Origin of the sequence: Pseudomonas sp. UME65 (genome assembly GCF_014170225.1) — a bacterium.
In the GTDB taxonomy this organism is placed as follows: Bacteria; Pseudomonadota; Gammaproteobacteria; order Pseudomonadales; family Pseudomonadaceae; genus Aquipseudomonas; species Aquipseudomonas protegens.
Window position 1 is genome coordinate 193,251 of the sequence record NZ_LZZQ01000014.1, and the last position, 25,145, is coordinate 218,395.

Here is a 25,145-nt window from a genome sequence, read left to right on the forward strand (position 1 = left end):
GGCCCTCCCCTTAGGCTGCCTGTGCAGCCTGTGCTTGACGTATCACGGTGGCCAGCCGCTTGAGGCCTTCGTCCAGCCGCGCCGGATCGATATGGCTGAAATTCAACCGCAGATGCCCAGGGTTGCGTTCCGGATCGGCAAAGAACGGCTCACCGGGCATGAATGTGACGTCGTGCTCCAACGCCGACTTGAGCAAAGTGCGGGTATCCAGGGGCTGTTTCAAGCTTAGCCAGAAAAACAATCCGCCCTGGGGCACCTGCCAATCCGCCAGATCGGCGAAATGGGTGAGCAAGGCGCCCTGGAATTCATCCCGGCGCTGGCGATAGAAACTGCGCAACTGATCCAGGTGCGTCTGATACTGCTCGCTGCCGATCCACTGCATGGCCTGCCACTGGCCAACCCGATTGGTGTGCAGGTCCGCCGACTGCTTCAGCCGCAGCAGGTGCGGAAACAGGTCCGGGCTGGCAATCAGGTAACCCACCCGCAGGCCCGGCAACAGGGTTTTAGACACGGTGCCGGTGTAGATCCAACTGGCTTTTTCCAGGCGGCCGACAATAGGCGTGGCACTGCCACCATCGAACGTCAGCTCACGGTAGGGCTCGTCCTCGATCAGGGTCACGCCGAACTCGTCCAGCAAATCCGCCACGGCATCACGCTTGGCTTCGCTGTAGCGCACCGCCGAGGGGTTCTGGAACGTCGGGATCAGGTAGATGAACGCCGGCCGGTGCTGCTCCAGGCGCGCGCGCATCTGCACCAGGTCCGGGCCATCGGCCTGCAGCGGTACGGTCAGGCAATCGGCGCCGAACAGCTGGAAAATCTGCAGGGCGGCCAGGTAGGTCGGCGCTTCCAGCATGATCTGGGTGCCCTTGTCGATGTACAGCTTGGCTGCCAGATCGAGGGTCTGCTGGGAACCACTGACCACCAGCACCTGGCTCGCCTCGCAAGGCACCCCGAGCTGGCGCGCCTGGGCCGCCAGGGCTTCACGCAATTGCGGCTCGCCTTCGCTCATGCCGTATTGGCCCATGGCCAACGGCATGTCCTGCCATTGCACCTTGGGCAGCATCACTTCGGCCGGCAGGCCCCCGGCGAACGACATCACTTCCGGGCGCTGGGCCGCAGCAAGGATTTCACGGATCAGAGAGCTTTTGAGACGCGATACACGTTCGGAGAAGGCCATGGAGATCACCGCTAGCGAAGGCTGAGGAAAATACGTCAAACTGCTTGACCGAAATTACGCCGACCTTTGCAGATACGTCAATATGCTTGACCTTAAAAACCAGGCTTCGCAGCAAGCGGCCATGGAAGCTTTCTTCTTCGGCTATCAGGCGTTTACCGCCAAGGCCGACGAAATGCTCGAACGCCGGGGCCTGAGCCGGGTGCACCAGCGCATCGTGTTTTTCATCGCCCGCTATCCCGGGCTCAGCGTCAAGGAACTGCTCAATCTGCTGGGGGTGAGCAAGCAGGCATTGAACACACCGTTGCGCCAATTGATGGAAATGCACCTGGTGGACAGCGTCGCACCGGACAGCGACAAGCGTAAGCGCCTGTTGCAGTTGACCGCCGATGGCACAGGCTTTGAGCAATCCCTGCGCCGCGAGCAGGTCAAACTCCTGCAACGGGCCTTCAGCGAAGCTGGCGAGAGTGCGGTCAATGGCTGGCTGGCGGTGAACCAGGCGCTGGCCGGCAAACCCGTCGAAGACTGAGCCCCTGCGGGCGCCATTCATTGGTGCGCCGGCCCCGGCCTTGCCCCAAACCCTTGCACACCCCGGCGCAACGTCGGGGCCGCGATATAGCCATGTTCGCGGATTTTTCGCACACAACCCCAAAAACATTATTTGCTTTCTTTGTATACAAACGCATAATTCGCCCGACGAGTTCTTGACCCACAGGTCAACAAAACCCGCACGCCTTACCTGCCTCAAAGAGCCGCTGCCCACCCTTGCGTGTCCGGCTCTGGAAAAAACAATAAAACTCTTGAGGAGTACTCGCTGTGGAAAGCCGCAAATCCGAAGCCTCTACGCTCGATCTCTCGCCGTCGCTGAACAGCGGCTGGCTGGAGCGCATCTTCAAACTCAGGTTGCATGGCACCACGGTGAAGACCGAGTTGATTGCCGGTCTGACAACCTTCATCACCATGGCCTACATCATCTTCGTCAACCCCAACATCATGGCCGACGCCGGCATCGATCACGGCGCAGCCTTCGTCGCCACCTGCATCGCCGCCGCCCTGGGCTGCCTGTTGATGGGCCTGTACGCCAACTGGCCGGTGGGCCTCGCACCGGGCATGGGGCTCAACGCCTTCTTCACCTACACCGTGGTCGGCACCATGGGCTACCACTGGGAAACCGCCCTTGGCGCGGTGTTCATTTCCGGTGTGCTGTTCATGATCCTGACCCTGTCGCGGGTACGTGAATGGCTGCTCAACAGCATTCCGGTGAGCCTGCGGTTCGCCATGGGTGCCGGGGTCGGGCTGTTTCTCGGCCTGATCGGCCTGAAGACGGCCAACATCATCGTCGACAGCCCGGCCACCCTGATCAAGCTCGGCAACCTGCGAGACCCCGGCCCACTGCTGGCGGCCGTCTGCTTCTTGATGATCGCAGTGCTCAGCTATCACCGGGTCTTCGGCGCGATTCTCATCAGTATCATCGCCGTGACCCTGGCCGGCTGGGGCCTGGACCTGGTGCACTACAACGGGATCATGTCCACTCCGCCGAGCCTGGCGCCGACCTGGATGGCCATGGACATCGCCGGCGTGTTCAACGTCAGCATGATCAGCGTGGTCCTGGCGTTCCTCTTCGTGCACATGTTCGACACCGCCGGCACCCTGATGGGCGTGGCCCAGCGCGCCGGCCTGGTGAACGCCGATGGCAAGATCGAGAACCTTTCCCGCGCACTCAAGGCGGACAGTGCCTCCAGCGTGTTCGGTGCCGTGGTCGGTGTACCACCAGTCACCAGCTATGTGGAAAGTGCCGCCGGGGTCGCCGCTGGTGGCCGCACCGGGCTGACCGCGGTCACCGTGGGCGTGCTGTTCATTGCCGCAATGTTCTTCGCTCCCCTGGCAGGCATGATCCCCGCCTATGCCACCGCCGGCGCGCTGATCTATGTGGCGATGCTGATGATGGGCGGCATGGCCCACATCAACTGGGACGAGGCCACCGACAGCATTCCGGCCATCGTCACCGCGATCATGATGCCCCTGACCTTTTCCGTCGCCGATGGCATTGCCCTGGGCTTCATCACCTATGTGGTGCTGAAGGCCGGCACCGGCAAGTACAAGGAAATCTCCATCAGCCTGTATGTGCTGTGCGCGATTTTCATCGCCAAGTTCATTTTCCTCTAGGACGCCCTGCTCCACCCAGGCCCCATCCCGCTGGATGGGGCTTTTTCGTTGCCGATGATCGGCTGTGGCCAGCAGGTCCGGGGCGGTCACAGGGCCCTTTCGGCGGCGAGCCGGCTCCTGCGGGATCTAGTGGAGCCGATGACCAGTGAAGGCTTTATGCCAGACGAAAAAAAGCCCGCAGTGTGGGCGGGCAAGGACCAAAGAAGCTATTTGCGCAGGATTCTTGGGGGGAAAGTCCTAGCTTCCTCTGTAGGTCGAATAGCTGTAAGGCGAGATCAGTAGCGGTACGTGATAGTGGTCCTGCTCGGCGCTGATGCCGAACCGCAGTACCACCACATCCAGGAACGCCGGCTGCGGCAGTTGCACACCACGGGCACGGTAGTAGTCACCGGCATGGAAGTGCAGCTGGTACACCCCGGAACGGTAGTCATCACCCTGCAGCAGCGGCGCATCGCAACGGCCATCGCTGTTGGTCAGGGTGCTGGCGACCAATTCCAGCTGGGCCCCTTCCACTCGATACAGCTCGACCTCGATAGCGCTGCCAGGGCAGCCATGTGCGGCATCCAAAACGTGTGTAGTCAAACGTCCCATTGATTCTGCGTGCCTGGCGCCTTCAAGCGTTCAGGCCTCGCGCCTCCCGGAGTCAGTAATTGAAGGAGACCGCAGCGTTTCGACCGGTGAAAAGCTGCGGCGAGAGCAAGATTAAGACATTTTTCAAAAAAATTGTACACAATAATAATCGCAAATATTCCCGGCCCCGCGACCCTTCGAATGCATCAGCGGATTTGCCTGAACGCCATAGCGACAGACGACTTGTCATCCATTAGCTGACCATCCAGGCAAGTTTCTTGCAGGTGACAGCCATAGCGATGAAAGCGGAAAAATGCAAAAAATCAGGCTTACAAAGTGAAGACAAACTTGTATACAATCATTCCATCGCAGTGACGCCCACCTGGCTTTCCGGCTTCAGGTTCCGCCACGCCACCGTTATCACGAATAAGAAGGAAGACTGCAGTGAGCGCTGACTACCCTCGCGACCTGATCGGTTACGGCTCCAACCCTCCTCACCCTCACTGGCCGGGCAATGCCCGCGTCGCCCTGTCCTTCGTGCTCAATTACGAAGAGGGCGGCGAGCGCAACATCCTTCATGGCGACAAGGAATCGGAAGCCTTCCTCTCGGAAATGGTCTCGGCGCAACCCCTGCAGGGCGAGCGCAACATGAGCATGGAATCGCTGTACGAGTATGGCAGCCGTGCCGGCGTCTGGCGGATCCTCAAGCTGTTCAAGGAATTCGACATTCCACTGACCATCTTCGCCGTGGCCATGGCCGCCCAGCGTCACCCGGACGTGATCCGCGCCATGGTCGAAGCCGGCCACGAGATCTGCAGCCACGGCTACCGCTGGATCGACTACCAGTACATGGACGAGGCCCAGGAACGCGAGCACATGCTCGAAGCGATCCGCATCCTCACCGAAATCACCGGCGAACGCCCACTGGGCTGGTACACCGGCCGCACCGGCCCGAACACCCGGCGCCTGGTGATGGAGGAAGGCGGCTTCCTCTATGACTGCGACACCTACGACGACGACCTGCCCTATTGGGAACCCAACAACCCCACCGGCAAGCCGCACCTGGTGATCCCCTACACCCTGGACACCAACGACATGCGCTTTACCCAGGTGCAGGGCTTCAACAAGGGCGACGACTTCTTCCAGTACCTGAAGGACGCCTTCGATGTGCTCTACGCCGAAGGTGCCGAAGCGCCGAAGATGCTTTCCATAGGCCTGCACTGCCGCCTGATCGGCCGCCCGGCGCGCCTGGCCTCGCTCAAGCGCTTCCTCGAATACGTCAAGGGTCACGAGCAGGTGTGGTTCAGCCGCCGGGTGGACATCGCCCGTCACTGGCAACAGACCCACCCTTACCAGGGAGCGGCGAAATGACTGCCTTCCAGAGCCTCAAGCCCTCGACCCTGAGCCGCGAAGATTTCGTCAAGGCCTTCGCCGACATCTACGAACACTCGCCGTGGGTTGCCGAAAAGGCCTACGAACTGGGGCTCGACGCCTCCGTCGACCAGATCGAGACCCTGCACCAGCGCATGAGCGACATCCTGTTGAGCGCCGATCACGCCAGCCAGCTGGCACTGATCAACGCTCACCCGGACCTGGCCGGCAAAGCCGCCGTCCAGGGCCAGTTGACCGAAGCCAGTACCAATGAGCAGGCCGGCGCTGGTATTCACCAATGCACCGCCGAAGAGTTCCAGCGCTTCACCGAGCTCAACGACGCCTACAAGGCCAAGTTCAAGTTTCCCTTCATCATGGCGGTGAAGGGCAGCAATCGGCACCAGATCCTCGCCGCATTCGAAACCCGCATCCACAACTCGGTGGACACCGAGTTCAAATGCGCACTGGCTGAAATCAACAAGATCGCCCTGTTCCGCTTGCTGACCCTGTAGCGATTGCCCGCCTGGCCCGAGAAAGCATCTGCATCGATGCATTTCCCAGGGCCTCGCGAGCACCCCGGCCACTGAATTCAAGGCAGACAAGAAGAATGAAAACCAACGCCGTAGCTTTCGAGAAGTTCGTCAACCTGGCCGATGCCCGGCTGGGGACCAAGATCATCTCGGTCACCGATGACTGGTTCGCCGACGCCAACCGCCTGTTCCAACCGACTCCGGCGGTGTGGAAGGAAGGCGTATTCGATGACAACGGCAAGTGGATGGATGGCTGGGAATCACGCCGCAAGCGCTTCGAAGGCTACGACAGTGCGGTCATTCGCCTCGGCGTGGCCGGCTCGATCAAGGGCGTGGACATCGACACTTCATTCTTCACCGGCAACTTCCCGCCCTCGGCCTCCCTGGAAGCCTGCTTCCTGGCCGCAGGCGAACCGGATGAAAACACCCAGTGGACCGAAGTGCTGTCGGCGGTGGAATTGCAGGGCAACAGCCACCACTACCACGAGATCCACAACCACCAGCCGTTCAGCCACCTGCGCTTCAACATCTACCCCGATGGCGGCGTAGCACGGCTGCGGGTCTACGGCATTCCCTACCGCGACTGGTCGGCCATCGGCGACGACGAACAGGTCGACCTGGCTGCCGCCCTCAACGGCGGCCGCGCCCTGGCCTGCTCCGACGAGCACTTCGGGCGCATGGGCAACCTCCTCAACCCCGGCCGCGGCATCAACATGGGTGACGGCTGGGAAACCGCCCGGCGCCGTACTCCCGGCAACGACTGGGTGATCATCGCCCTGGGCCATGCCGGTGAAATCGAAAAGATCATCGTCGACACCCTGCACTTCAAGGGCAACTACCCGGACAGCTGTTCGATCCAGGGCGCCTTCGTCAAGGGTGGCACCGACAGCCAGATCGAAACCCAGAGCCTGTTCTGGCGTGAACTGCTACCCAGCCAGAAGTTGGAAATGCACGCCGAACACAGTTTCGTCGAACAGATCAGGGCACTGGGGGCTATTACCCACGTGCGCCTGAATGTATTCCCGGACGGTGGCGTCAGCCGCCTGCGACTGCTGGGCAAGGTCAAAAAATAAAGGGTCGCGCAGCGCGCGGGCGACCGGTTTGCCCGCAGTAGCCACGGACCAGACAACAACGAACTCGAGATAAGAAGAACAGCATGCGCACATTAGTGATTGAGCCCCTGAGCAAAGAAGCCTTCGCCCCTTTCGGTGACGTAATCGAGACCGACGGCAGCGATCACTTCATGATCAACAACGGTTCGACCATGCGCTTCCACCGCCTGGCAACGGTCGAGACCGCTCAGCCGGAAGACCAGGCCATCATCAGCATCTTCCGCGCCGACGCGCTGGACATGCCGCTGACCATCCGCATGCTGGAACGCCATCCGCTGGGCAGCCAGGCTTTCATCCCGCTGCTCGGCAATCCCTTTCTGATCGTGGTCGCGCCACTTGGCGATGAACCTGTATCGGGCTTGGTCCGTGCCTTTGTCAGTAATGGCAGGCAGGGCATTAATTACCATCGCGGCGTCTGGCACCACCCGGTGCTGACGATCGAAAAGCGGGATGACTTCCTGGTGGTTGATCGCAGTGGCACTGGCAATAACTGCGATGAGCATTTCTTCAAAGAGGATGAGCGTTTGATCCTCGCCCCCCACCAATAAGAGAAGGTCTGATCACCCGACAACAAGGGTGGCAGGCAAGAGGTAAAGACTGTGGAAGCACATCTGTTGGAATGGCTCAACCTGAGCGTGCGTTGGGTACATATGATCACTGGTGTGGCCTGGATCGGCGCATCGTTCTATTTCGTCTGGCTGGAGAACAACCTCAACCGCGTCAACCCCAAGGACGGCCTGTCCGGCGACCTCTGGGCGATTCACGGCGGTGGTATCTATCACCTGGAAAAATACAAGCTGGCACCGCCCTCGATGCCGGAGAACCTGCACTGGTTCAAATGGGAAGCCTACTTCACCTGGATGTCCGGGATTGCCCTGCTGTGCCTGGTGTTCTACTTCAACCCGATGCTCTACCTGGTTGCCCCCGGCAGCGGCCTGACCGGCCCTGAAGGCGTGGCCATCGGTATCGGTGCGTTGATCGCCGGCTGGTTCGTCTATGACTTCCTCTGCGATTCGCCACTGGGCAAGAAACCCGCCCTGCTCGGCTTCATCCTGTTCCTCCTGCTGATCGGCGCTGCCTATGGCTTCAGCAAGGTGTTCAGTGGCCGTGGCGCGTACCTGCATGTGGGCGCCATCATCGGCACCATCATGGTGGGCAACGTGTTCCGCATCATCATGCCGGCCCAGCGCGCGCTGGTGGCAGCGATCGCGGAAAACCGCACCCCCGACCCGGCCCTGCCGGCCAAGGGCCTGCTGCGCTCGCGTCACAACAACTACTTCACCCTGCCCGTGCTGTTCATCATGATCAGCAACCACTTCCCGAGCACCTACGGCAGCCAGTACAACTGGTTGATCCTGGCCGGGATCGCGGTCCTGGCGGTATTGGTGCGTCATTACTTCAACACCCGTCATGACAGCCACAAGTTCGCCTGGACCCTGCCCGTCGCGGCACTGGGCATGATCTGCCTGGCCTACGTGACCGGCCCGACCCCAGCGCCAAGCGCTCCGGAAGTGGCCAAGGCCCAGACCCAGTACCAGCCATTGCCGGAAACCGCCCTGGGCGGCAAGCCGGCAACCTCGGCTGCGACAGAGGCACCGGCACCGGCCGCTCCAGCCGCTGCGGCAACGGCTCCGGCCAGCGCCCCGGCGCAGGCGGCCAATGCCGGCCCGTCCTTCGACAAGGTGCATAGCGTGATCCAGGAGCGTTGCGCGGTCTGCCATTCGGCCAAGCCCACCAGCCCCCTGTTCAGCGCAGCACCTGCAGGGGTGATGTTCGACACTCCTGAGCAGATCCGCCTGCAAGCCGCGCGGATCCAGGCCCAGGCCGTCGCCAGCCAGATCATGCCGCTGGGCAACATCACCCAGATGACCCAGCAGGAACGCGAGCTGGTCGGTGCCTGGATTACCCAGGGAGCCCAGACCAACTGATCAGCCGGGTACCCGGCTGATTCGCGAGCAAGCTCGCTCCTACAGAACCGCAATTGTCTGTAGGAGCGGGCTTTCTTGCCATCAGTCAGAAGATTCGCCTGTTGCAAACACGTTGCGCGTAAAGACGCAGCGGTTAAATCACAAGAATAAAAAGATCCGAGGTGTTGCATGTCCGATTCATCCGAACAGTGCGTCCCCGATGCGCCCGCCATTCAGCGCTTGCCCTTCCTGCAACTGATCCTGGTCGGCCTGCAGCACGTCCTGCTGATGTATGGCGGTGCAATCGCGGTACCGCTGATCATCGGACAGGCCGCTGGCCTGAGTCGTGAAGAAATCGCCTTCCTGATCAATGCCGACCTGCTGGTTGCCGGGATCGCCACCATCGTCCAGTCAATGGGCATCGGCCCCATGGGCATTCGCATGCCGGTGATGATGGGGGCCAGCTTCGCCGCGGTGGGCAGCATGGTGGCCATGGCCGGCATGCCCGGCATCGGCATGCAGGGAATTTTCGGCGCAACCATCGCCGCCGGTTTCTTCGGCATGCTGATCGCGCCGTTCATGTCCAAGGTGGTGCGCTTCTTCCCGCCGCTGGTCACTGGCACGGTCATCACCTCGATCGGTCTCTCGCTGTTTCCCGTGGCGGTGAACTGGGCAGGCGGAGGCAGCAGCGCAGCCCAGTTCGGCTCGCCCATCTACCTGACCATCGCCGCCCTGGTGCTGGGTACCATCCTGCTGATCCACCGCTTCATGCGCGGCTTCTGGGTGAACATCTCGGTACTGATCGGCATGGGCCTGGGCTACATCCTCTGCGGCCTGATCGGTATGGTCGACCTCAGCGGCATGGCCCAGGCGCCCTGGCTGCAGGTAGTCACACCGCTGCACTTCGGCATGCCGCAGTTCCACCTGGCCCCGATCCTCTCCATGTGCCTGGTGGTGGTGATCATCTTCGTCGAGTCCACCGGGATGTTCCTGGCCCTGGGCAAGATCACCGGCCAGGAGGTCACCCCACGCATGCTGCGTCGCGGCTTGCTGTGTGATGCCGGGGCATCGTTCTTCGCTGGCTTCCTCAACACCTTCACCCACTCCTCCTTTGCCCAGAACATCGGCCTGGTGCAGATGACCGGCGTGCGCTGCCGTTCCGTGACCATGGTCGCCGGCGGCCTGCTGATCGTCCTCAGCCTGCTGCCCAAGGCGGCGTTCCTGGTGGCGTCGATTCCACCGGCGGTGCTGGGGGGCGCGGCCATCGCCATGTTCGGCATGGTGGCTGCGACCGGGATCAAGATCCTCCAGGAAGCCGACATCGCCGACCGGCGCAATCAGTTGCTGGTGGCCGTGAGCATCGGCATGGGCCTGATTCCCGTGGTGCGCCCCGAGTTCTTCGCCCACCTGCCCCTGTGGATGAGCCCCATCACCCACAGTGGCATCGCCATGGCGACCTTGAGTGCGCTGGTGCTGAACCTGCTGTTCAACATTCTCGGGGGGAGCGAGCGCGCGGCCAGCAATGCGGATCACGCCCATCAGCACTGAGTCACCAGCAGGGTGCCGGTTCGGCGCCCTGACCTTGCTTCACCGTTCATGCTTGACCGCAGCGCTCGCCCACTCAGGATCGAGCGCTACCCATTAGACGCTGCGCCTTGAAAATAAGAACAAACAGGGAGCAACACCTATGCAGCCTGCCCAGGCTTTCCTGGCGGTGGCCGCTGGACGGCCATTAGCGCCATGCAATCCCCCTGACGGCCGCCAGTCATTGGCACTCTATTGCCCTTCAATGCGGATGCTTGCCTGAGATGACCCGCATACCCGCCCCAAAGTGGTTGCAAGTGCGCCGTTGCGGAGCACTTGAGCCCTGCCGTGAGAGCCAGTATTCTCCGCGGCCGCGCAAGTCTGGTCTAAAAAAAAGCCCGGATGAAAAACCTGACCCAAGAGCCAACTTATCCCGGCCTGGACAGGTAACAAGGCGCAAGAAAACATCGCGAAAAACACTCTCGCCCGGCGGTATCGCTACAGCCGGACGGGAGTTTTTTGCTTTTTTTCGGCCTTGGCTCAGCTCTTGCTAACAGCAACAAAGCTGACCGATCGGATGGTTTTTTGCAGCACCGAAAAAAGGCGCCAAACCAGAGCGCCAAGCCAAAAAAACGTGGAACTACCTACTTGGGAGCAACCGAATGAAACCGATGTGCAAGAGCCTGATGTTGGCCGCCAGCTTGCTGGCCGGGGGGCAGGCCGTGGCTGGCGACCTGTTGCAATGGCAGAACAACAGCCTGACTTACTTGTATGGCAAGAACTTCGAAGTTAACCCGCAGATTCAACAGACGGTCACTTTCGAACATGCCGATGCCTGGAAGTACGGGGATAACTTTTTCTTCCTCGACCGCATCTTCTATAACGGCAAGAAAGACGGCAACGTCGGCCCCGACACTTACTACGGCGAGTTCACGCCACGCCTGTCGTTCGGCAAGATCTTCGACCAGAAACTTGAATTCGGCCCGATCAAGGACGTGCTCCTGGCGTTCACCTACGAGTTTGGCGAAGGTGACAACGAGTCCTACCTGATCGGCCCGGGCTTCGACCTGGCAGTCCCTGGCTTCGACTATTTCCAGCTGAACTTCTACCAGCGCCACACCGAGGGCAGCCGCCCGGGCGACAACGTCTGGCAGATCACGCCAGTGTGGTCCTACACCATTCCCGTGGGCCGTTCGGACATCCTGATCGACGGCTACATGGACTGGGTGGTGGACAACGACCAGAACGCCAAGGGTACCTACCACGCCAACCTGCACTTCAACCCGCAGATCAAGTACGACCTGGGCAAGGCGCTGAATTGGGGCGCCAAGCAGCTGTACGTCGGCTTCGAGTACGACTACTGGAAGAACAAGTACGGTATCGAGGACTCGCGCAACTTCGAGACCAACCAGGACACCGCCAGCCTGCTGGTCAAGTACCACTTCTGATGCTTGGCTGATGCCGCCTGCGCCCCTCCATGGAGGGGCGCAGGCGGTATTTGCCATCAGGCAATGCGTGAACCGGAATCACGCCAGAATGCCGGATCGGCACTCTTAAGCCGCTCCACCGCGTTATGGATGTGGCTCAGCGCCGCTTGCCTCGCCCCTTCGACATCCCGCGCCGCAATCGCCCGATAGACCGCCAGATGCTCGGCACGCACCGTGCGCGCCAGATCCTTGCGCCGTTCCTCATTGGAGCGGGTGATACGAATCGCTTCCTTGATGAATTGCGCAATGAATTCATGCAGGGAGGGGTACAGCGGATTACCGGTGGCCTGGGAAATCGACAGATGGAACGCCAGGTCCTGCTCCACCCCATCCTGGCCCGCCTGCTCGGCGCTATCGATAGCCAGCAACGCCTGATGAATCGCCTCTAACTGCGAAGGGGTATGGCGCTGGGCCGCCAGGGCCGCCGCCTCGCCTTCGATACCACGACGCAGTTCGGTGACCCTGAGCACCGCCTCGATCGAGCCACGTACGTCCAGGTCGATAGTGAACGCCTTGATATGGGCGCCCTCGCACACCACGGTGCCGCTGCCTTGGCGCACCTCCACCAGGCCCGCCGACTTCAAGCGCGATATGGCCTCGCGGATGACGGTGCGGCTGACGCCGAAACGCTCGCACAGAACCGGTTCGGTGGGCAGGCGCGCTCCCGGCAGGACTTCGCCATTGGCGATGTGTGCCTTGAGCGCCGCAGTCACCTGGTCCGCCAGCGTGCCCTTGGCCGAATCCTTGAGCGTCGCCAGGGAATCGGCGGCGGGGAAAGCGTTATCAGGCTTGGACATGGGCATCTCGGTAGTCAAATTGGCTAACGGTACTGCATTTCAGGCACGCCGTCCTGCCCGAAGCCCGCCATTGAATTCGTATGATGTATTATGTTATCTAAGCCATGTCAGCAAGTCCGATAAAAACAAAATCACCCAAATACAAGAAACAAGGATGGGTAAAGACATGCCTGAATCACTGTCGCAAACCACCTCGGCCCCGGTCACCGCCTCCTTCGAGGACCTGGCCTACCGTAAAGTCGCCTGGCGCATCCTGCCGCTACTGTTGCTGTGCTACCTGGTGGCCTATCTGGACCGGGTCAACGTCGGCTTCGCCAAGCTGCAGATGTCCGAAGACCTGCAGTTTTCCGAAGCGGTCTATGGCCTGGGCGCCGGGATCTTCTTCATTGCCTACTTTCTGGTGGAGATCCCCAGCAACCTGATCCTGCATCGAGTCGGCGCGCGGCTGTGGATCGCGCGCATCATGATCAGTTGGGGCCTCATTTCCTCGTGCATGGCCTTCGTCAGCACCCCCACTTCCTTCTATGTCATGCGCTTTCTGCTGGGCATCGCCGAGGCCGGGTTCTACCCGGGGGTGATCCTCTACCTGTCGTACTGGTTCCCCTCCAACCGCCGCGGCAAGATGTACGCACTGTTCGCTACCGCCGTGCCGCTTTCGGGGCTGATCGGCGCACCGCTATCCGGGTGGATCATGAGCGCCCTCAATGGCCATCACGGTTTCGCCGGCTGGCAGTGGATGTTCTTTCTCGAAGGCCTGCCCTCGATTCTGGTGGGCGGCCTGGTGATCTACTGCCTCAGCGACCGGATCGCCGACGCCGGCTGGCTGACCCGGGAACAGAAGACCCTGCTGCAGAGCAGGATCGAAGCCGAAACCGACGGCCACCAGGTACACAGCGTGCGCCAAGTGTTCGGTCAGCCGCGGATCTGGCTGCTGACCGCCATCTACTTCTGCATGATCGCCGGCTTCTACACCGTCGGTTTCTGGCTGCCCTCCTTGATTCGCCAGGCAGGCGTCAGCGACGTCTTCCAGGTCGGCATGCTCACCGCGATTCCCTATGCCGCAGCGGCGCTGACCATGGTGCTGATATCCCGCAGTGCCGACCGCCTGCGCGAACGTCGCTGGCACCTGGCGCTGACCGCGGTGCTGGGTGGGGTGGGGCTGATGATTTCCGCCACCTGGAGCGACAACTTCACAGTGTCGATGATCGGCCTGACCCTGGGGGCCATGGGCGCCTTCAGCACCCTGCCACTGTTCTGGAGCCTGCCCACTGCCTTTCTCGGCGGCACCGCAGCGGCAGCCGGGATTGCCCTGATCAACTCCTGGGGCAACCTCGCCGGGTTCGTTTCACCCTACCTGATGGGCTTTCTCAAGGACCTGACCCAGAGCACCACCATCGGCATGTACGTGATGGCCAGTGCGCTGTTCGTCGGAGCCCTGCTGGTCTTCAAGATCCCCGGAAAACTGGTCAATCGCTGATAGTTGGAGTCACTCATGAATATTCTTGTCACCGGCGCCGCCGGGTTTCTCGGACGCCGCCTGATCCAGGCCCTGCTCGAGCGCGGCTCACTCACCGACCGTCACGGCCAGTTGCGCCCCATTCAGCGGATTACCGCGTTCGACCGCGACCCCGTGCAAGGCCTCGACGACCCTCGGGTCCAGGTCAAGGGTGGGGATATCACCGATCCCCAGGTCCTGGCGAACCTGATCGACGCCGACACCCAGGGCATCTTTCACCTGGCCGCAGTGGTCTCCAGCCAGGCAGAAAGCGATTTCGATCTGGGCATGCGCGTCAACTTCAGCGCCACCCAGGGACTGCTGGAACGCGCGCGACAGTTGGGTACTTGCCCGAAGTGGGTGATGACCAGCTCGGTGGCCGTCTTCGGTGGGCAACTGCCGGACACCGTCGGCGATGATCAAGTCTGGTCACCCCAGAGTTCCTATGGCACCCAGAAAGCCATGAACGACCTGCTGCTGGCCGACTATAGCCGTCGCGGCTTCGTCGATGGCCGCAGCCTGCGCATGCCCACCATCGTCGTGCGCCCCGGCAAGCCGAATCTGGCGGCATCAAGCTTTGCCAGCGGCATCATCCGTGAGCCCCTCAACGGTCAGGCCAGTGTCTGCCCGGTGCCCTTGAACACCCGGCTATGGCTGATGTCACCGGCACAGGCCATTGCCAACCTGGTTCACGGTCATGAGCTGGCCGCCGAGCGCTTGAGCCAGGGCCGGGTGATCAACATGCCCGGTTTGTCACAGACAGTGGAGCAGATGATCGATGCGCTGCGCGAGGTGGCCGGTGACGCGGTGGCCCGGCAGGTTCAATTGCGGCCGGATGCAGCCATCGAGCGCATCGTCGGCTCTTGGCCGGGAGCGTTCAGCACACCTTATGCAAACCAACTGGGCTTCACCGCGGACCCGGACTTTGCCAGCGTGATCCGACAGTTCATCAGGGATTATCTGCATCGTTGAACAACGGACCGCCCCCAGGATGGCCTCCTTGAGCTGGAGGCCGTCCTCGCTGGGTTTGCCACAAGACCTGCAAGCACTACCAGCTGTAGCTCAGGTTCAACTGCCCGCCGTAACCGTACTCGCTGGCGCTTCCCGAATGGCCGAATAGATGACTGGATAGCTCCACATCCCGAGCGACCCGCAACTGGGCTCCTACCTTCAACTCCAGAGCATCCCGCGATGGCCTGGCATCGAAGCTGTTACTCCCCATCCGTACCGACGGCACCGCCTCGCTATGCAGCCAGTTGGTTTCGACAAAGGGTCGCAGCACCGATTCATCGGCTGCCTGACCAGGCTGCTGGTAGAGCCGCACGCCAATACTGGAGCGCCAGGCATCGGCAGTGCCATTGCGCAACCGCGTATCCCGCAAGTCTGCGGCCCTGGCGGTATAACGGCTATAGATCAGCTGCCCGCGAGGCTCCACCACCCAGGCCCGGAAGGGAGAATCAGCGGCAAATGGCGCCAATGCATACCCGGACTCCAGGGAGGCCGACCATAGGTTCGAATCATAATCGGCGGACCCCAGTTCACTGCTCAGCCGGTTGGTATAGCGACCATACTGCAACCAGGTGTCGACATAGGCGCCCAGCCGGTTCACGTCATCCGCATAGAAAGTGCCATACACGCCCGCCGAATAACCCGAGACCTTGCCATGGGCCTTCGCGCGAACAGCAGTATTGGTGTCGCGGCGCATCAATGTGGAGGTCGAGTCGATGCGCGCGTCGCCATAGCCCGCCATGAGCCCGGCATAGAGCGCACCTTGCGCGCCCACCGGCCGGCGCAGCAACGCCCCGCCCATCTGCACCACATCGCTGCTGGAATCGATATCGACCTTGCCTTCGGCCATGCGCATGCCCTTGTCATGCCGCCCCTGGGCCCGCATCCAGAGTCCCGAATCCTGGCGGTCGGCCCCCAGGCTGCGCTTGCTTGCACGGTCCTGCAGGCCATGGTCGAACATTGTCCTGGTGGCCTGCTGGGTGCCGATATATGCCCCGCCTTCCGGTGCCACCTGGCTGGCTTCTGAGGTCAGGTACCAGTCATTCGTGTTGCCCGAGATGCCACCTTGCACCAGGCTGTACTCATAGCCATTGATCGAAAGGCTGCCGACGCTCCAACGATAACCGCTGGAGCCCGTGTCCAGGTAGAAGGCGTCGGCTGCGATGGTTCCGCCATTGATCGCCTGCACCAGGGGGATCCCCTCCTGCGTCAGCCCCCCCTTACCGCCAGCGTTGAGCACTCGCACTGCGGTTCGGCCACTGGCCGTTCCACCATCGATGACCAGCCGGTCGCTGGGGGACGTGTCGCCGCCCAGGTGGGTGCTGAATACCATCGTGCCATTACCGATGTAGTCGTTAACGGTCAGGGTCTGGAAACCGGCTGCGCCGAACACCAGCGTACCGTTGTTGGTCAAGGTGCCCAGTGTCGAGTCACTGCGTATGTTCCAGCGGCTGCTGTCATCGAGCAGCAAGCTGTTGATCCGCCCCCCGCTCTCGGCCCGCAGAGCCCCCGTCAATTCCGAGCCGGCGCTGAGGCTCAGGTCCACACTGCCGTTCTGGGCAAGGACATCGCCCACCAGCGTCGAGCCGCTGGCCTCGACACTGACCTGGCCGGTATCGACGGGAACATTGTTCAACACTGCCTGGCGGGTCTGCAGAAAGATGCCCTGGGCCTCCTGCCCATCGGCACGCGCAACAATGCTCGAGTTCATCAGGGTGAACTGATGATCGCCGCCACTGGCCAGCAAGCCTGCGCCATCCTGGGTACTGATCTGACTGCCGGTCAGCGAAAGGCTATTGCTCGCCGTCCCGCTGTTGACATAACTCCAGACGCCAGACGCCAGGTCCCCGTGAGTGGCCAGCCGGGAGTTCTCCAAAGTTGCCACCGCACCATTGCCCAGTGCCAGGGCGGACGCACCGTTGCCGTTGGTGATGACCTCGGTGCTACTGACGGCCAGACGCGCATCGTCCGCCCGCACGAACAGACCATGGGCCGCTTGCCCATGGGTGACGACCTCAGACTGTGCCAGGCGCAGGTCGGCTCCCGTAGTTTGTGCCAGGGCGCCGAAGGATCCGGCGCCAAAGGTTTCAATCCTGATATTGCTCGCCTCAATGCTGGCATCGCTGTCGAACTGGTTGTACAGGTACAAACCCAGCGAATTCGCACCATGAGTGGTGATGCTGCCGTTGCTCAGCGTCGCCTGGCCGGCTCGGTTATCCAGCCCGTGGGCAAACTGGGCGCCGTAGGTGTCGATGCTGAAGCGATCGGCCACCAGCTTCGTCTCGGGCATGAACATCCATATTCCGCCTGCTTGAGCTCCAGAGGAGCTGATGCGGACGTTATTCAACGTGGCGCTGGCGGCGTCGCCATTGAGGTTGAGCCCATAGCCATTGCTGGAGCTCAGCGTTGCATCGCGAATATCGGCTGACGAGCCAACGCCGTCGAAGTCGTACCCCAGAAATACTGCGTCCTCGTGGGCGGTGAGGCTGCCGCCAAGCATCGAGAATTTGCCACCATAAAGTCGGGCGCCGGAGTAACTGGCAGAAGTGCCATGGCTGTCGATGAAGGCCAGGCTTGACCCGGCCCCCCTGACATACAGAACCGAAGCGTTCTCGCCCGCCGTATTGATGGTGACCGCCTCCAGCGTCATTGAGGCGCGCTGGGACACCTCGGCGCCATATCCGTTGGCATTACTGGTAGAGATGCTCAGATTATGAGCGTCCAGAACCGTTCCCGCACCCGAGGCGACCACACCATGGCCATAGGTGCCGAGGGTGGTAATGCTGCCACCGTCAAGCGTGATACGGCCACCACCGTGCGCGTAGGCACCAAATGACTGCCGGGAAGTGAGCGAGGTGCCGGTGGCGACGATTTCACTGCCAGGACCACGGGCCTCGAGCGCGTAAGTGCGGTGGCTCAGTACCTGGCTATCCACCAGAGTCACGTGCCCACCATCGCTGGCGCTGACCCCGACCGTGAAACTGCCGACCGGGGAACCGGCCTGGATATCAACCCCTTCGGCATTCAGGTTATTGCCCTTGGCCGAAATGTTGATCGCCGCCCCCGGGCCGTCATAGATCACGGAGTCGCCCGGATGCAGGTTCATCGAATCACCGCCAGCCGGATTGGAGAGATCAATCTGGCCGTACTCAGCAGCTCGCGCCTGGATCGACACAGCCACGAGGGACATCGTAAAAAGGCCCGACAGCGTCGAGCGGACCAATCGTTGCATGAGACTACCTACCACATTTGCGTCGCAGGCTCCTCAAGACAATGTCCACAATTGACAGCAAATGGCCGTAGAAAGCAGGAGGAACCGCGATGATGATCGACATTGATCGAAACCATCATCCAAGCGATCCCGAACCTTTGTAATCAGATTGTTCTCAAAAGACTGCACCGGCCCTCGGCAGCGCCGGCAATAGAGAGCAGGAAGGGCTGCGCGCATTGTTCCGCACGCAGGCGCGTGCATGCTCCCAAGCGGATTCAGGCCCGTGGCGCGCGCGCCAGCCCAAGGAAGCGCGCCAGCTCCTCGCGCTTGGCCAGGGCGTCACTGCGGCCCAGCTCGATCAGCTCGTTGCAGTAGGGCGCTTCGAACAGCAGATAGCTCAAGACCCCTGCGCCGCTGGTGCGGGTCGCCCCGGGGCCGCGCAGAAACACTCGCAGCGCCGCTGGCAACTCATGCCGGTGGCGTGCCGCTATCTCGTCGATAGGCTGGCTCGGGGCAATCACCAGTACTTCCACTGGAGCAATGCCCAGGGCACGGTCGGCCGCACTGCCGGGCAGCAACCGGCTGAAGTGATTGAGCCGCTCCAGCAATTCGATATCGCTTTCCAGGCTGTCAATGAAGGTGCTGTTGAGCATGTGCCCGCCAATCTGCGCCAGGGTCGGCTCCTGACCGGTATAGGTCCGCTGCCCGGCACTCTCCGGATCGTTGCCCCGCGGGTTGCCGCTGACGCCCACCACCAGCACACGGCTGGCCCCCAGGTGCAGGGCCGGGCTGATGGGCGCCGACTGGCGCACCGCCCCATCGCCGAAATACTCCTGGTCGAGCTTCACCGGCGCGAACAGCAAGGGGATCGCCGAACTGGCCAGCAAGTGGTCCACCGTCAGATGGGTGGGAATGCCGATCCGTCGATGCCGCAGCCAGGGATCGATCACCCCGCCCCCTTGATAGAAGGTCACTGCCTGGCCGGATTCGTAGCCGAACGCGGTTACCGCCACAGCGTGCAATTGGCCCTGGGCAATCGCGTCGTTGATGCCCGACAGGTGCATGTGTTCGTTGAGCAGCTCGCGCAGCGGCGAGTTGTTGATCAGCGCCACCGGCACCTGGGCACCCAGCCCCAGCAGGCTGTGGCCGACAAAGCGGCTGGCCTGGCGAATGACCCCGGGCCAGTCGCTGCGCATTACCTGATCACTGCGAAAGTTGCGCCAGAACGCCGTGAGGCGCTGGATCGCCGCAGAAAAGTCCGCGGCGCCACTGGCCAGGCTGACGGCATTGATGGCCCCCGCTGAAGTGCCGACGATCACCGGAAACGGGTTGCGCGCCCCCGGGCCCAGCAACTCGGCAATCGCCGCCAGCACGCCGACTTGATAAGCGGCCCGGGCACCACCGCCGGAAAGAATCAAACCTGTTACCGGTCCAGCACTCATTGCTTCACTCCATCCATGGCGTACCAGGGCCGCTCATCAAGGCCAGAGGGTCAACCGCGCTTCTTATAGAGCTTGGGCTCGCCTGGCGGCCGGCTCTTGAAGCGACGGTGAGCCCAGAGGTACTGCTCGGGGCAGGCGCGCAAGGCAGTTTCCACCCACTGATTGATCCGCAGGCAATCCTCCTCTTCGGTGGCGCCGGGAAAATCCGCCAGGGGGGCATGGATCACCAGACGGTACCCACTGCCATCGGCCAGGCGTTCCTGGGTGAAAGGCACCACCAGCGCCTTGCCCAGGCGGGCGAACTTGCTGGTAGCGGTGACCGTCGCGGCCTGGATACCGAACAGCGGCACGAAAACGCTCTGCTTGGCGCCATAGTCCTGGTCCGGCGCATACCAGATCGCCCGTCCGGACCGCAGCAGCTTGAGCATGCCGCGCACGTCGTCGCGCTCCACCGCTAGGGAATCGAGGTTGTGGCGCTCGCGCCCGCGGCGCTGGATGAAGTCGAACAGTGGGTTCTTGTGTTCGCGGTACATGCCATCGATGGTGTGTTGCTGGCCCAGCAGCGCCGCGCCGATCTCCAGGGTGGTGAAGTGCAGGGCCATGAGAATCACCCCATGACCGTCGCGCTGGGCCTGCTTGAGGTAGTCCAGCCCTTCGACATGGGCCAGCCGAGCCAGCCGCGGCTTGGACCACCACCAGCTCATGGCCATCTCGAAGAAGGCGATCCCGGTGGAGGCGAAGTTCTCCTTGAGCAGGCGTTTGCGTTCCGCGGCGGACTTTTCCGGGAAACACAGTTCCAGGTTGCGCTTGGCAATCCGCCGGCGCTCACCGGCCACCCGGTACATCAGCGCCCCGAGGGCGCGACCGATGTGCAGCAGTGCGGCATAGGGCAACTGGACGATCAGCCATAACACACCAAGCCCCAGCCACAGCGGCCAGAAACGTGGAGACAAGAATGCAGCTCGAAAACGCGGGCGATCCATTACAGATTCCGGGACAGACAACAAGGTCGCGCATTCTACATCGGTTCGACCTGGCTTGCGGGGCGCGGGCGATCTCGTTATAAGTCTCGGCACTTTTAGTGACAAGCCGCCTTCTGCAGACCATGAGCCAAACCGAATCGCTAGACCAAGATCCTGTGTTCCAGTTAAAGGGCAGCATGCTCGCCATCACCGTGCTGGAACTGGCCCGCAACGACCTCGAAGGCCTCGATCGCCAACTGGCCGCGAAAGTCGCCCAGGCGCCGAACTTCTTCAGCAACGCCCCGCTGGTACTGGCCCTGGACAAGCTGCCTGCTGGCGAAGGCTCGGTGGATCTGCCCGGGCTGATGCGCGTCTGCCGCCAGCACGGCCTGCGGACCCTGGCGATCCGCGCCAGCCGCATCGAAGACATTGCCGCGGCGATTGCCGTCGACCTGCCGGTGCTGCCGCCTTCCGGCGCCCGGGAGCGGCCGCTGGAGCCACCGGAAAGTGAAATCAAGAAGCCGGAAAAACCGCCGGAACCCACCATCAAACCGACTCGCATCATCACCTCGCCCGTACGCGGCGGGCAGCAGATCTATGCCCAGGGTGGCGATCTGGTAGTGGTGTCCTCGGTCAGCCCCGGTGCGGAACTTCTCGCCGATGGCAATATCCATGTATACGGCCCCATGCGCGGCCGCGCCCTGGCCGGAGTCAAGGGTGACACCAAGGCGCGGATTTTCTGTCAGCAATTGAGCGCTGAACTGATCTCCATTGCAGGCCAGTACAAGGTTTCCGAGGACCTGCGACGCGACCCTCTGTGGGGCTCCGGAGTCCAGGTCAGCCTGTCGGGTGACGTGTTGAACATCACACGTCTTTAACGGATACTGCCGCATTTTCCAAGCATCTCTAAAACGTAGCGAAAACGGCTCAAACGAAGTAGGAAATTGGCAATCAGCAGTGTTTATCGACGATAAACCCTGCCGCTGACCGAGCTCCAGCCAAGGCTGTCCGACTGCAGTAGTTTTCAAGAGATGTTTTTCAGGGGCTAAAAGTCCTTTTTCCTTAGGGGTGAAACACCTTGGCCAAGATTCTCGTGGTTACATCCGGCAAGGGTGGTGTGGGTAAAACCACCACCAGCGCCGCTATCGGTACCGGCCTCGCTCTGCGCGGCCACAAAACAGTGATCGTCGACTTCGACGTCGGCCTGCGTAACCTCGACCTGATCATGGGCTGCGAGCGTCGCGTGGTGTATGACTTCGTCAACGTGGTCAACGGCGAAGCCAACCTGCAGCAAGCCCTGATCAAAGACAAGCGCCTGGAAAACCTCTACGTACTGGCCGCCAGCCAGACCCGCGACAAAGACGCGCTGACCCTGGAAGGCGTGGAAAAGGTCCTGATGGAACTCAAGGAAACCTTCGAGTTCGTGGTCTGCGACTCCCCGGCCGGTATCGAGAAAGGCGCGCACCTGGCCATGTACTTCGCCGACGAAGCGATTGTCGTGACCAACCCTGAAGTGTCTTCGGTGCGTGACTCCGACCGTATGCTCGGCCTGCTGGCCAGCAAATCCCGTCGCGCCGAAAAGGGCGAGGACGCGATCAAGGAACACCTGCTGTTGACCCGCTACAACCCGGAGCGTGTCAGCAATGGCGAAATGCTCGGTGTTGAAGACGTCAAAGAAATTCTGGCAGTGACCCTGCTCGGCGTCATTCCGGAGTCCCAGGCAGTGCTCAAGGCTTCCAACCAGGGCGTGCCGGTGATTCTCGACGACCAGAGTGATGCTGGCCAGGCCTACAGCGATGCGGTTGACCGCCTGCTGGGCAAAACCGTGGAGCACCGGTTCCTTGATGTCGAGAAGAAGGGATTCTTCGAGCGCCTGTTTGGAGGTAGATAATGAATCTTTTTGACTTCTTTCGTGCCAGCAAAAAGGTCAGCACCGCGTCGGTAGCGAAAGAGCGTCTACAGATCATCGTGGCGCATGAACGCGGCCAGCGCAGCACCCCTGATTACTTGCCCGCCTTGCAGAAGGAACTGGTGGAAGTGATCCGCAAGTACGTCAATATCGGGTCCGACGACGTGCACGTCGCTCTGGAAAACCAGGGCAGCTGCTCGATCCTGGAACTCAATATCACCCTGCCTGATCGCTGATTGATCCGACGGGAGCCACGGCGGCTCGCGGGCCTCATGCATTGCATCGAGGTCGGCGAGCCGCCGTTGGCGTTTGTTACGAGGCTGTTTCAATGCCGTTGTCGAATATCCACATCCTGCATCAGGACGCCGCCGTCCTGGTGGTGAACAAACCCACCCTGCTGCTCTCCGTCCCCGGCCGCGCCGACGACAACAAGGATTGCCTGATTACCCGCCTGCAGGAAAACGGCTACCCCGAAGCCCGTATCGTCCACCGCCTGGACTGGGAAACCTCGGGGATCATTCTGCTGGCTCGGGACGCAGACACTCATCGCGAACTGTCCCGACAGTTTCATGACCGCGAAACCGAAAAGGCCTACACCGCCCTGTGCTGGGGCCAGCCGGAACTGGACAGCGGCAGCATCGATCTGCCCTTGCGTTATGATCCGCCAACCAAACCCCGGCATGTGGTGGACCACGAATTCGGCAAGCACGCCCTGACCTTCTGGCGAGTGCTGGAGCGCTGCGGCGACTGGTGCCGGGTCGAATTGACCCCCATCACCGGCCGCTCCCATCAGTTGCGGGTACACATGCTGTCCATCGGACACCCGCTGCTGGGCGATGGCCTGTACGCCCATCCCCAGGCGCTGGCGGCCTGGCCACGCCTGTGCCTGCACGCCAGCATGCTCAGCTTCACCCACCCCCAGACCGGCGAGCGCCTGCGCTTCGACTGCCCCGCGCCGTTCTGAGCGCACGCCGCCCAAGCCGGCTTGCGGGCAAAGGCCGCCCCAGCGGCCCTTGTTCGCCGGCAAGCCGGCTCCTACAAGGCCCGCCTATACGTTAAACTCGCGCCACTGCTGTCTGGAGCTACTTATGCGCGAAGAGTTGAACCAAGGCCTGATCGACTTCCTCAAGGCCTCCCCTACCCCTTTCCATGCCACTGCCAGCCTCGTTCAACGCCTGGAAGCGGCGGGTTACCAGCGCCTCGACGAGCGCGAGCCATGGACCACCGAAGCCAACGGCCGCTACTACGTCACCCGTAACGACTCCTCCATCGTCGCCTTCAAACTGGGCCGGCATTCGCCCCTGCAAGGCGGCATCCGCCTGGTAGGCGCCCACACCGACAGCCCCTGCCTGCGGGTCAAGCCCCAGCCGGAACTGCAACGCCAGGGCTTCTGGCAACTGGGCGTCGAAGTCTATGGCGGCGCATTGCTGGCTCCGTGGTTCGACCGCGACCTGTCCCTGGCCGGCCGCGTGACCTTCCGCCGCGACGGCAAGGTGGAAAGCCAGCTGATCGACTTCAAGGCACCGATCGCGATCATTCCCAACCTGGCCATTCACCTCAACCGTGAAGCCAACCAGGGCTGGGCAATCAACGCGCAGAACGAACTACCACCGATCCTGGCCCAGTTCGCCGGTGACGAGCGGGTGGATTTCCGCGCGGTGCTGACCGACCAACTGGCCCGCGAGCATGGTCTGAACGCCGACGTGGTGCTGGACTACGAACTGAGCTTCTACGACACCCAGAGCGCCGCGGTGATAGGCCTGCACGGTGACTTCATCGCCGGCGCACGCCTGGACAACCTGCTGTCCTGCTACGCCGGGCTGCAGGCCCTGCTCACCGCCGACAGCGATGAAACCTGCGTGCTGGTGTGCAACGACCACGAAGAAGTCGGCTCCTGCTCGGCCTGCGGCGCCGACGGCCCGATGCTCGAACAGACCCTGCGCCGCCTGTTGCCCGAAGGTGACGAATTCGTCCGTACCATTCAGAAGTCGCTGTTGATCTCCGCAGACAACGCCCACGGCGTGCACCCCAACTATGCCGACAAGCACGACGCCAACCACGGGCCGAAGCTCAATGCCGGCCCGGTGATCAAGGTCAACAGCAACCAGCGCTACGCCACCAACAGCGAAACCGCCGGCTTCTTCCGCCACCTGTGCATGGCCGAAGAAGTGCCGGTACAGAGCTTCGTGGTGCGCAGCGACATGGGTTGCGGCTCGACCATCGGCCCGATCACCGCCAGCCATCTGGGGGTACGCACTGTGGACATCGGCCTGCCGACCTTCGCCATGCACTCGATCCGTGAGCTCTGTGGCAGCCATGACCTGGCTCATCTGGTGAAAGTGCTGAGCGCCTTCTACGCTAGCCACGAACTGCCATAAGGCAGAGGGCGGGCGCGTGGACACACGCCCGCCTGTTTCTGATGCACATCAACCCGGGCCGCGACAAAGCGACCTAGACTTACAGTTACTCCTCCTGACAAG

21 protein-coding genes and 1 pseudogene are annotated in these 25,145 nt (G+C 61.9%); 16 read left to right on the forward strand and 6 right to left on the reverse strand.

Annotation, left to right across the window (positions count from 1 at the left end):
• Positions 1-10 precede the first annotated feature (10 nt).
• Complete coding sequence (locus A9971_RS20940) at positions 11-1,177, reverse strand: PLP-dependent aminotransferase family protein (protein WP_053153194.1); 1,167 nt, start codon at positions 1,175-1,177, stop codon at positions 11-13.
• An 82-nt stretch (positions 1,178-1,259) separates the two neighbouring features.
• Between A9971_RS20940 and A9971_RS20945 the strand changes: the two genes are divergently transcribed.
• Positions 1,260-1,703 (forward strand): MarR family transcriptional regulator, encoded by a 444-nt coding sequence (locus A9971_RS20945; RefSeq protein ID WP_011062633.1) that lies wholly within the window; start codon positions 1,260-1,262, stop codon positions 1,701-1,703.
• A gap of 287 nt (positions 1,704-1,990) precedes the next feature.
• Positions 1,991-3,340 carry an NCS2 family permease gene (locus A9971_RS20950; protein WP_015636600.1) on the forward strand — a complete coding sequence of 450 codons (1,350 nt, stop codon included), beginning with the start codon at positions 1,991-1,993 and terminating at the stop codon, positions 3,338-3,340.
• A gap of 237 nt (positions 3,341-3,577) precedes the next feature.
• Here A9971_RS20950 and uraH read toward each other — a convergent pair whose 3' ends face one another.
• Positions 3,578-3,931, reverse strand: coding sequence for a hydroxyisourate hydrolase (uraH, locus tag A9971_RS20955; protein ID WP_182999957.1), 354 nt, complete (start codon positions 3,929-3,931; stop codon positions 3,578-3,580).
• A 423-nt stretch (positions 3,932-4,354) separates the two neighbouring features.
• Here uraH and puuE point away from each other — a divergent pair, with 423 nt between their 5' ends.
• From puuE to A9971_RS20990, 7 genes and pseudogenes are all read left to right on the forward strand, one after another.
• Positions 4,355-5,281, forward strand: a complete 927-nt coding sequence (puuE, locus tag A9971_RS20960) for an allantoinase PuuE (RefSeq protein WP_011062636.1) — start codon at positions 4,355-4,357, stop codon at positions 5,279-5,281.
• The gene (gene uraD / locus A9971_RS20965; protein ID WP_011062637.1) at positions 5,278-5,793 is read left to right on the forward strand and encodes a 2-oxo-4-hydroxy-4-carboxy-5-ureidoimidazoline decarboxylase; all 516 of its coding nucleotides are present in this window, start codon (positions 5,278-5,280) and stop codon (positions 5,791-5,793) included. Before puuE ends, uraD begins: the two co-directional genes overlap by 4 nt.
• A gap of 95 nt (positions 5,794-5,888) precedes the next feature.
• Positions 5,889-6,884: an allantoicase gene (alc, locus tag A9971_RS20970; protein WP_047337516.1), complete on the forward strand. Its 996-nt coding sequence runs from the start codon at positions 5,889-5,891 to the stop codon at positions 6,882-6,884.
• 83 nt (positions 6,885-6,967) lie between these two features.
• Complete coding sequence (locus A9971_RS20975; RefSeq protein ID WP_011062639.1) at positions 6,968-7,471, forward strand: ureidoglycolate lyase; 504 nt, start codon at positions 6,968-6,970, stop codon at positions 7,469-7,471.
• Between the two features lie 51 nt (positions 7,472-7,522).
• Positions 7,523-8,851 carry a urate hydroxylase PuuD gene (locus A9971_RS20980; protein WP_182999958.1) on the forward strand — a complete coding sequence of 443 codons (1,329 nt, stop codon included), beginning with the start codon at positions 7,523-7,525 and terminating at the stop codon, positions 8,849-8,851.
• A gap of 168 nt (positions 8,852-9,019) precedes the next feature.
• A pseudogene (locus tag A9971_RS20985) lies at positions 9,020-10,410 on the forward strand (nucleobase:cation symporter-2 family protein).
• A gap of 606 nt (positions 10,411-11,016) precedes the next feature.
• The gene (locus tag A9971_RS20990; protein WP_041119447.1) at positions 11,017-11,802 is read left to right on the forward strand and encodes an outer membrane protein OmpK; all 786 of its coding nucleotides are present in this window, start codon (positions 11,017-11,019) and stop codon (positions 11,800-11,802) included.
• Positions 11,803-11,858: 56 nt separating this feature from the next.
• Here A9971_RS20990 and A9971_RS20995 read toward each other — a convergent pair whose 3' ends face one another.
• On the reverse strand, positions 11,859-12,644 hold the full coding sequence (locus tag A9971_RS20995; RefSeq protein WP_019093447.1) for a FadR/GntR family transcriptional regulator: 786 nt from the start codon (positions 12,642-12,644) through the stop codon (positions 11,859-11,861).
• A 160-nt stretch (positions 12,645-12,804) separates the two neighbouring features.
• On the opposite strand from A9971_RS20995, the gene A9971_RS21000 reads away from it, so the two are divergent.
• Together A9971_RS21000 and denD are read left to right on the forward strand one after the other, a co-directional pair.
• Entirely contained in the window at positions 12,805-14,115 is a 1,311-nt protein-coding gene (locus tag A9971_RS21000; RefSeq protein WP_077934613.1) for an MFS transporter, read from the forward strand.
• A gap of 15 nt (positions 14,116-14,130) precedes the next feature.
• Positions 14,131-15,105 (forward strand): D-erythronate dehydrogenase, encoded by a 975-nt coding sequence (denD, locus tag A9971_RS21005; RefSeq protein ID WP_182999959.1) that lies wholly within the window; start codon positions 14,131-14,133, stop codon positions 15,103-15,105.
• 76 nt (positions 15,106-15,181) lie between these two features.
• On the opposite strand, the gene A9971_RS21010 is transcribed toward denD, so the two are convergent.
• The 3 genes from A9971_RS21010 to A9971_RS21020 all read right to left on the reverse strand — a co-directional run bounded on the left by A9971_RS21010 (position 15,182) and on the right by A9971_RS21020 (position 20,777).
• Positions 15,182-18,373, reverse strand: a complete 3,192-nt coding sequence (locus A9971_RS21010) for an autotransporter outer membrane beta-barrel domain-containing protein (RefSeq protein WP_259652282.1) — start codon at positions 18,371-18,373, stop codon at positions 15,182-15,184.
• Between the two features lie 254 nt (positions 18,374-18,627).
• The gene (locus tag A9971_RS21015; RefSeq protein ID WP_015636607.1) at positions 18,628-19,794 is read right to left on the reverse strand and encodes a patatin-like phospholipase family protein; all 1,167 of its coding nucleotides are present in this window, start codon (positions 19,792-19,794) and stop codon (positions 18,628-18,630) included.
• A 50-nt stretch (positions 19,795-19,844) separates the two neighbouring features.
• Positions 19,845-20,777: a lipid A biosynthesis lauroyl acyltransferase gene (locus A9971_RS21020; RefSeq protein ID WP_011062648.1), complete on the reverse strand. Its 933-nt coding sequence runs from the start codon at positions 20,775-20,777 to the stop codon at positions 19,845-19,847.
• 122 nt (positions 20,778-20,899) lie between these two features.
• On the opposite strand from A9971_RS21020, the gene minC reads away from it, so the two are divergent.
• The 5 genes from minC (at position 20,900) to A9971_RS21045 (ending at position 25,043) form a co-directional block, all read left to right on the forward strand.
• The gene (gene minC / locus A9971_RS21025) at positions 20,900-21,634 is read left to right on the forward strand and encodes a septum site-determining protein MinC (protein ID WP_011062649.1); all 735 of its coding nucleotides are present in this window, start codon (positions 20,900-20,902) and stop codon (positions 21,632-21,634) included.
• Between the two features lie 200 nt (positions 21,635-21,834).
• Entirely contained in the window at positions 21,835-22,647 is an 813-nt protein-coding gene (gene minD, locus A9971_RS21030; RefSeq protein ID WP_011062650.1) for a septum site-determining protein MinD, read from the forward strand.
• Positions 22,647-22,901 carry a cell division topological specificity factor MinE gene (minE, locus tag A9971_RS21035; RefSeq protein ID WP_007898843.1) on the forward strand — a complete coding sequence of 85 codons (255 nt, stop codon included), beginning with the start codon at positions 22,647-22,649 and terminating at the stop codon, positions 22,899-22,901. The genes minD and minE overlap by 1 nt, the downstream gene beginning before the upstream one ends.
• Before the next feature lie 92 nt (positions 22,902-22,993).
• Positions 22,994-23,629, forward strand: a complete 636-nt coding sequence (locus A9971_RS21040; RefSeq protein WP_041119453.1) for an RluA family pseudouridine synthase — start codon at positions 22,994-22,996, stop codon at positions 23,627-23,629.
• Between the two features lie 124 nt (positions 23,630-23,753).
• On the forward strand, positions 23,754-25,043 hold the full coding sequence (locus A9971_RS21045) for a M18 family aminopeptidase (RefSeq protein ID WP_041119454.1): 1,290 nt from the start codon (positions 23,754-23,756) through the stop codon (positions 25,041-25,043).
• Positions 25,044-25,145: the final 102 nt, after the last annotated feature.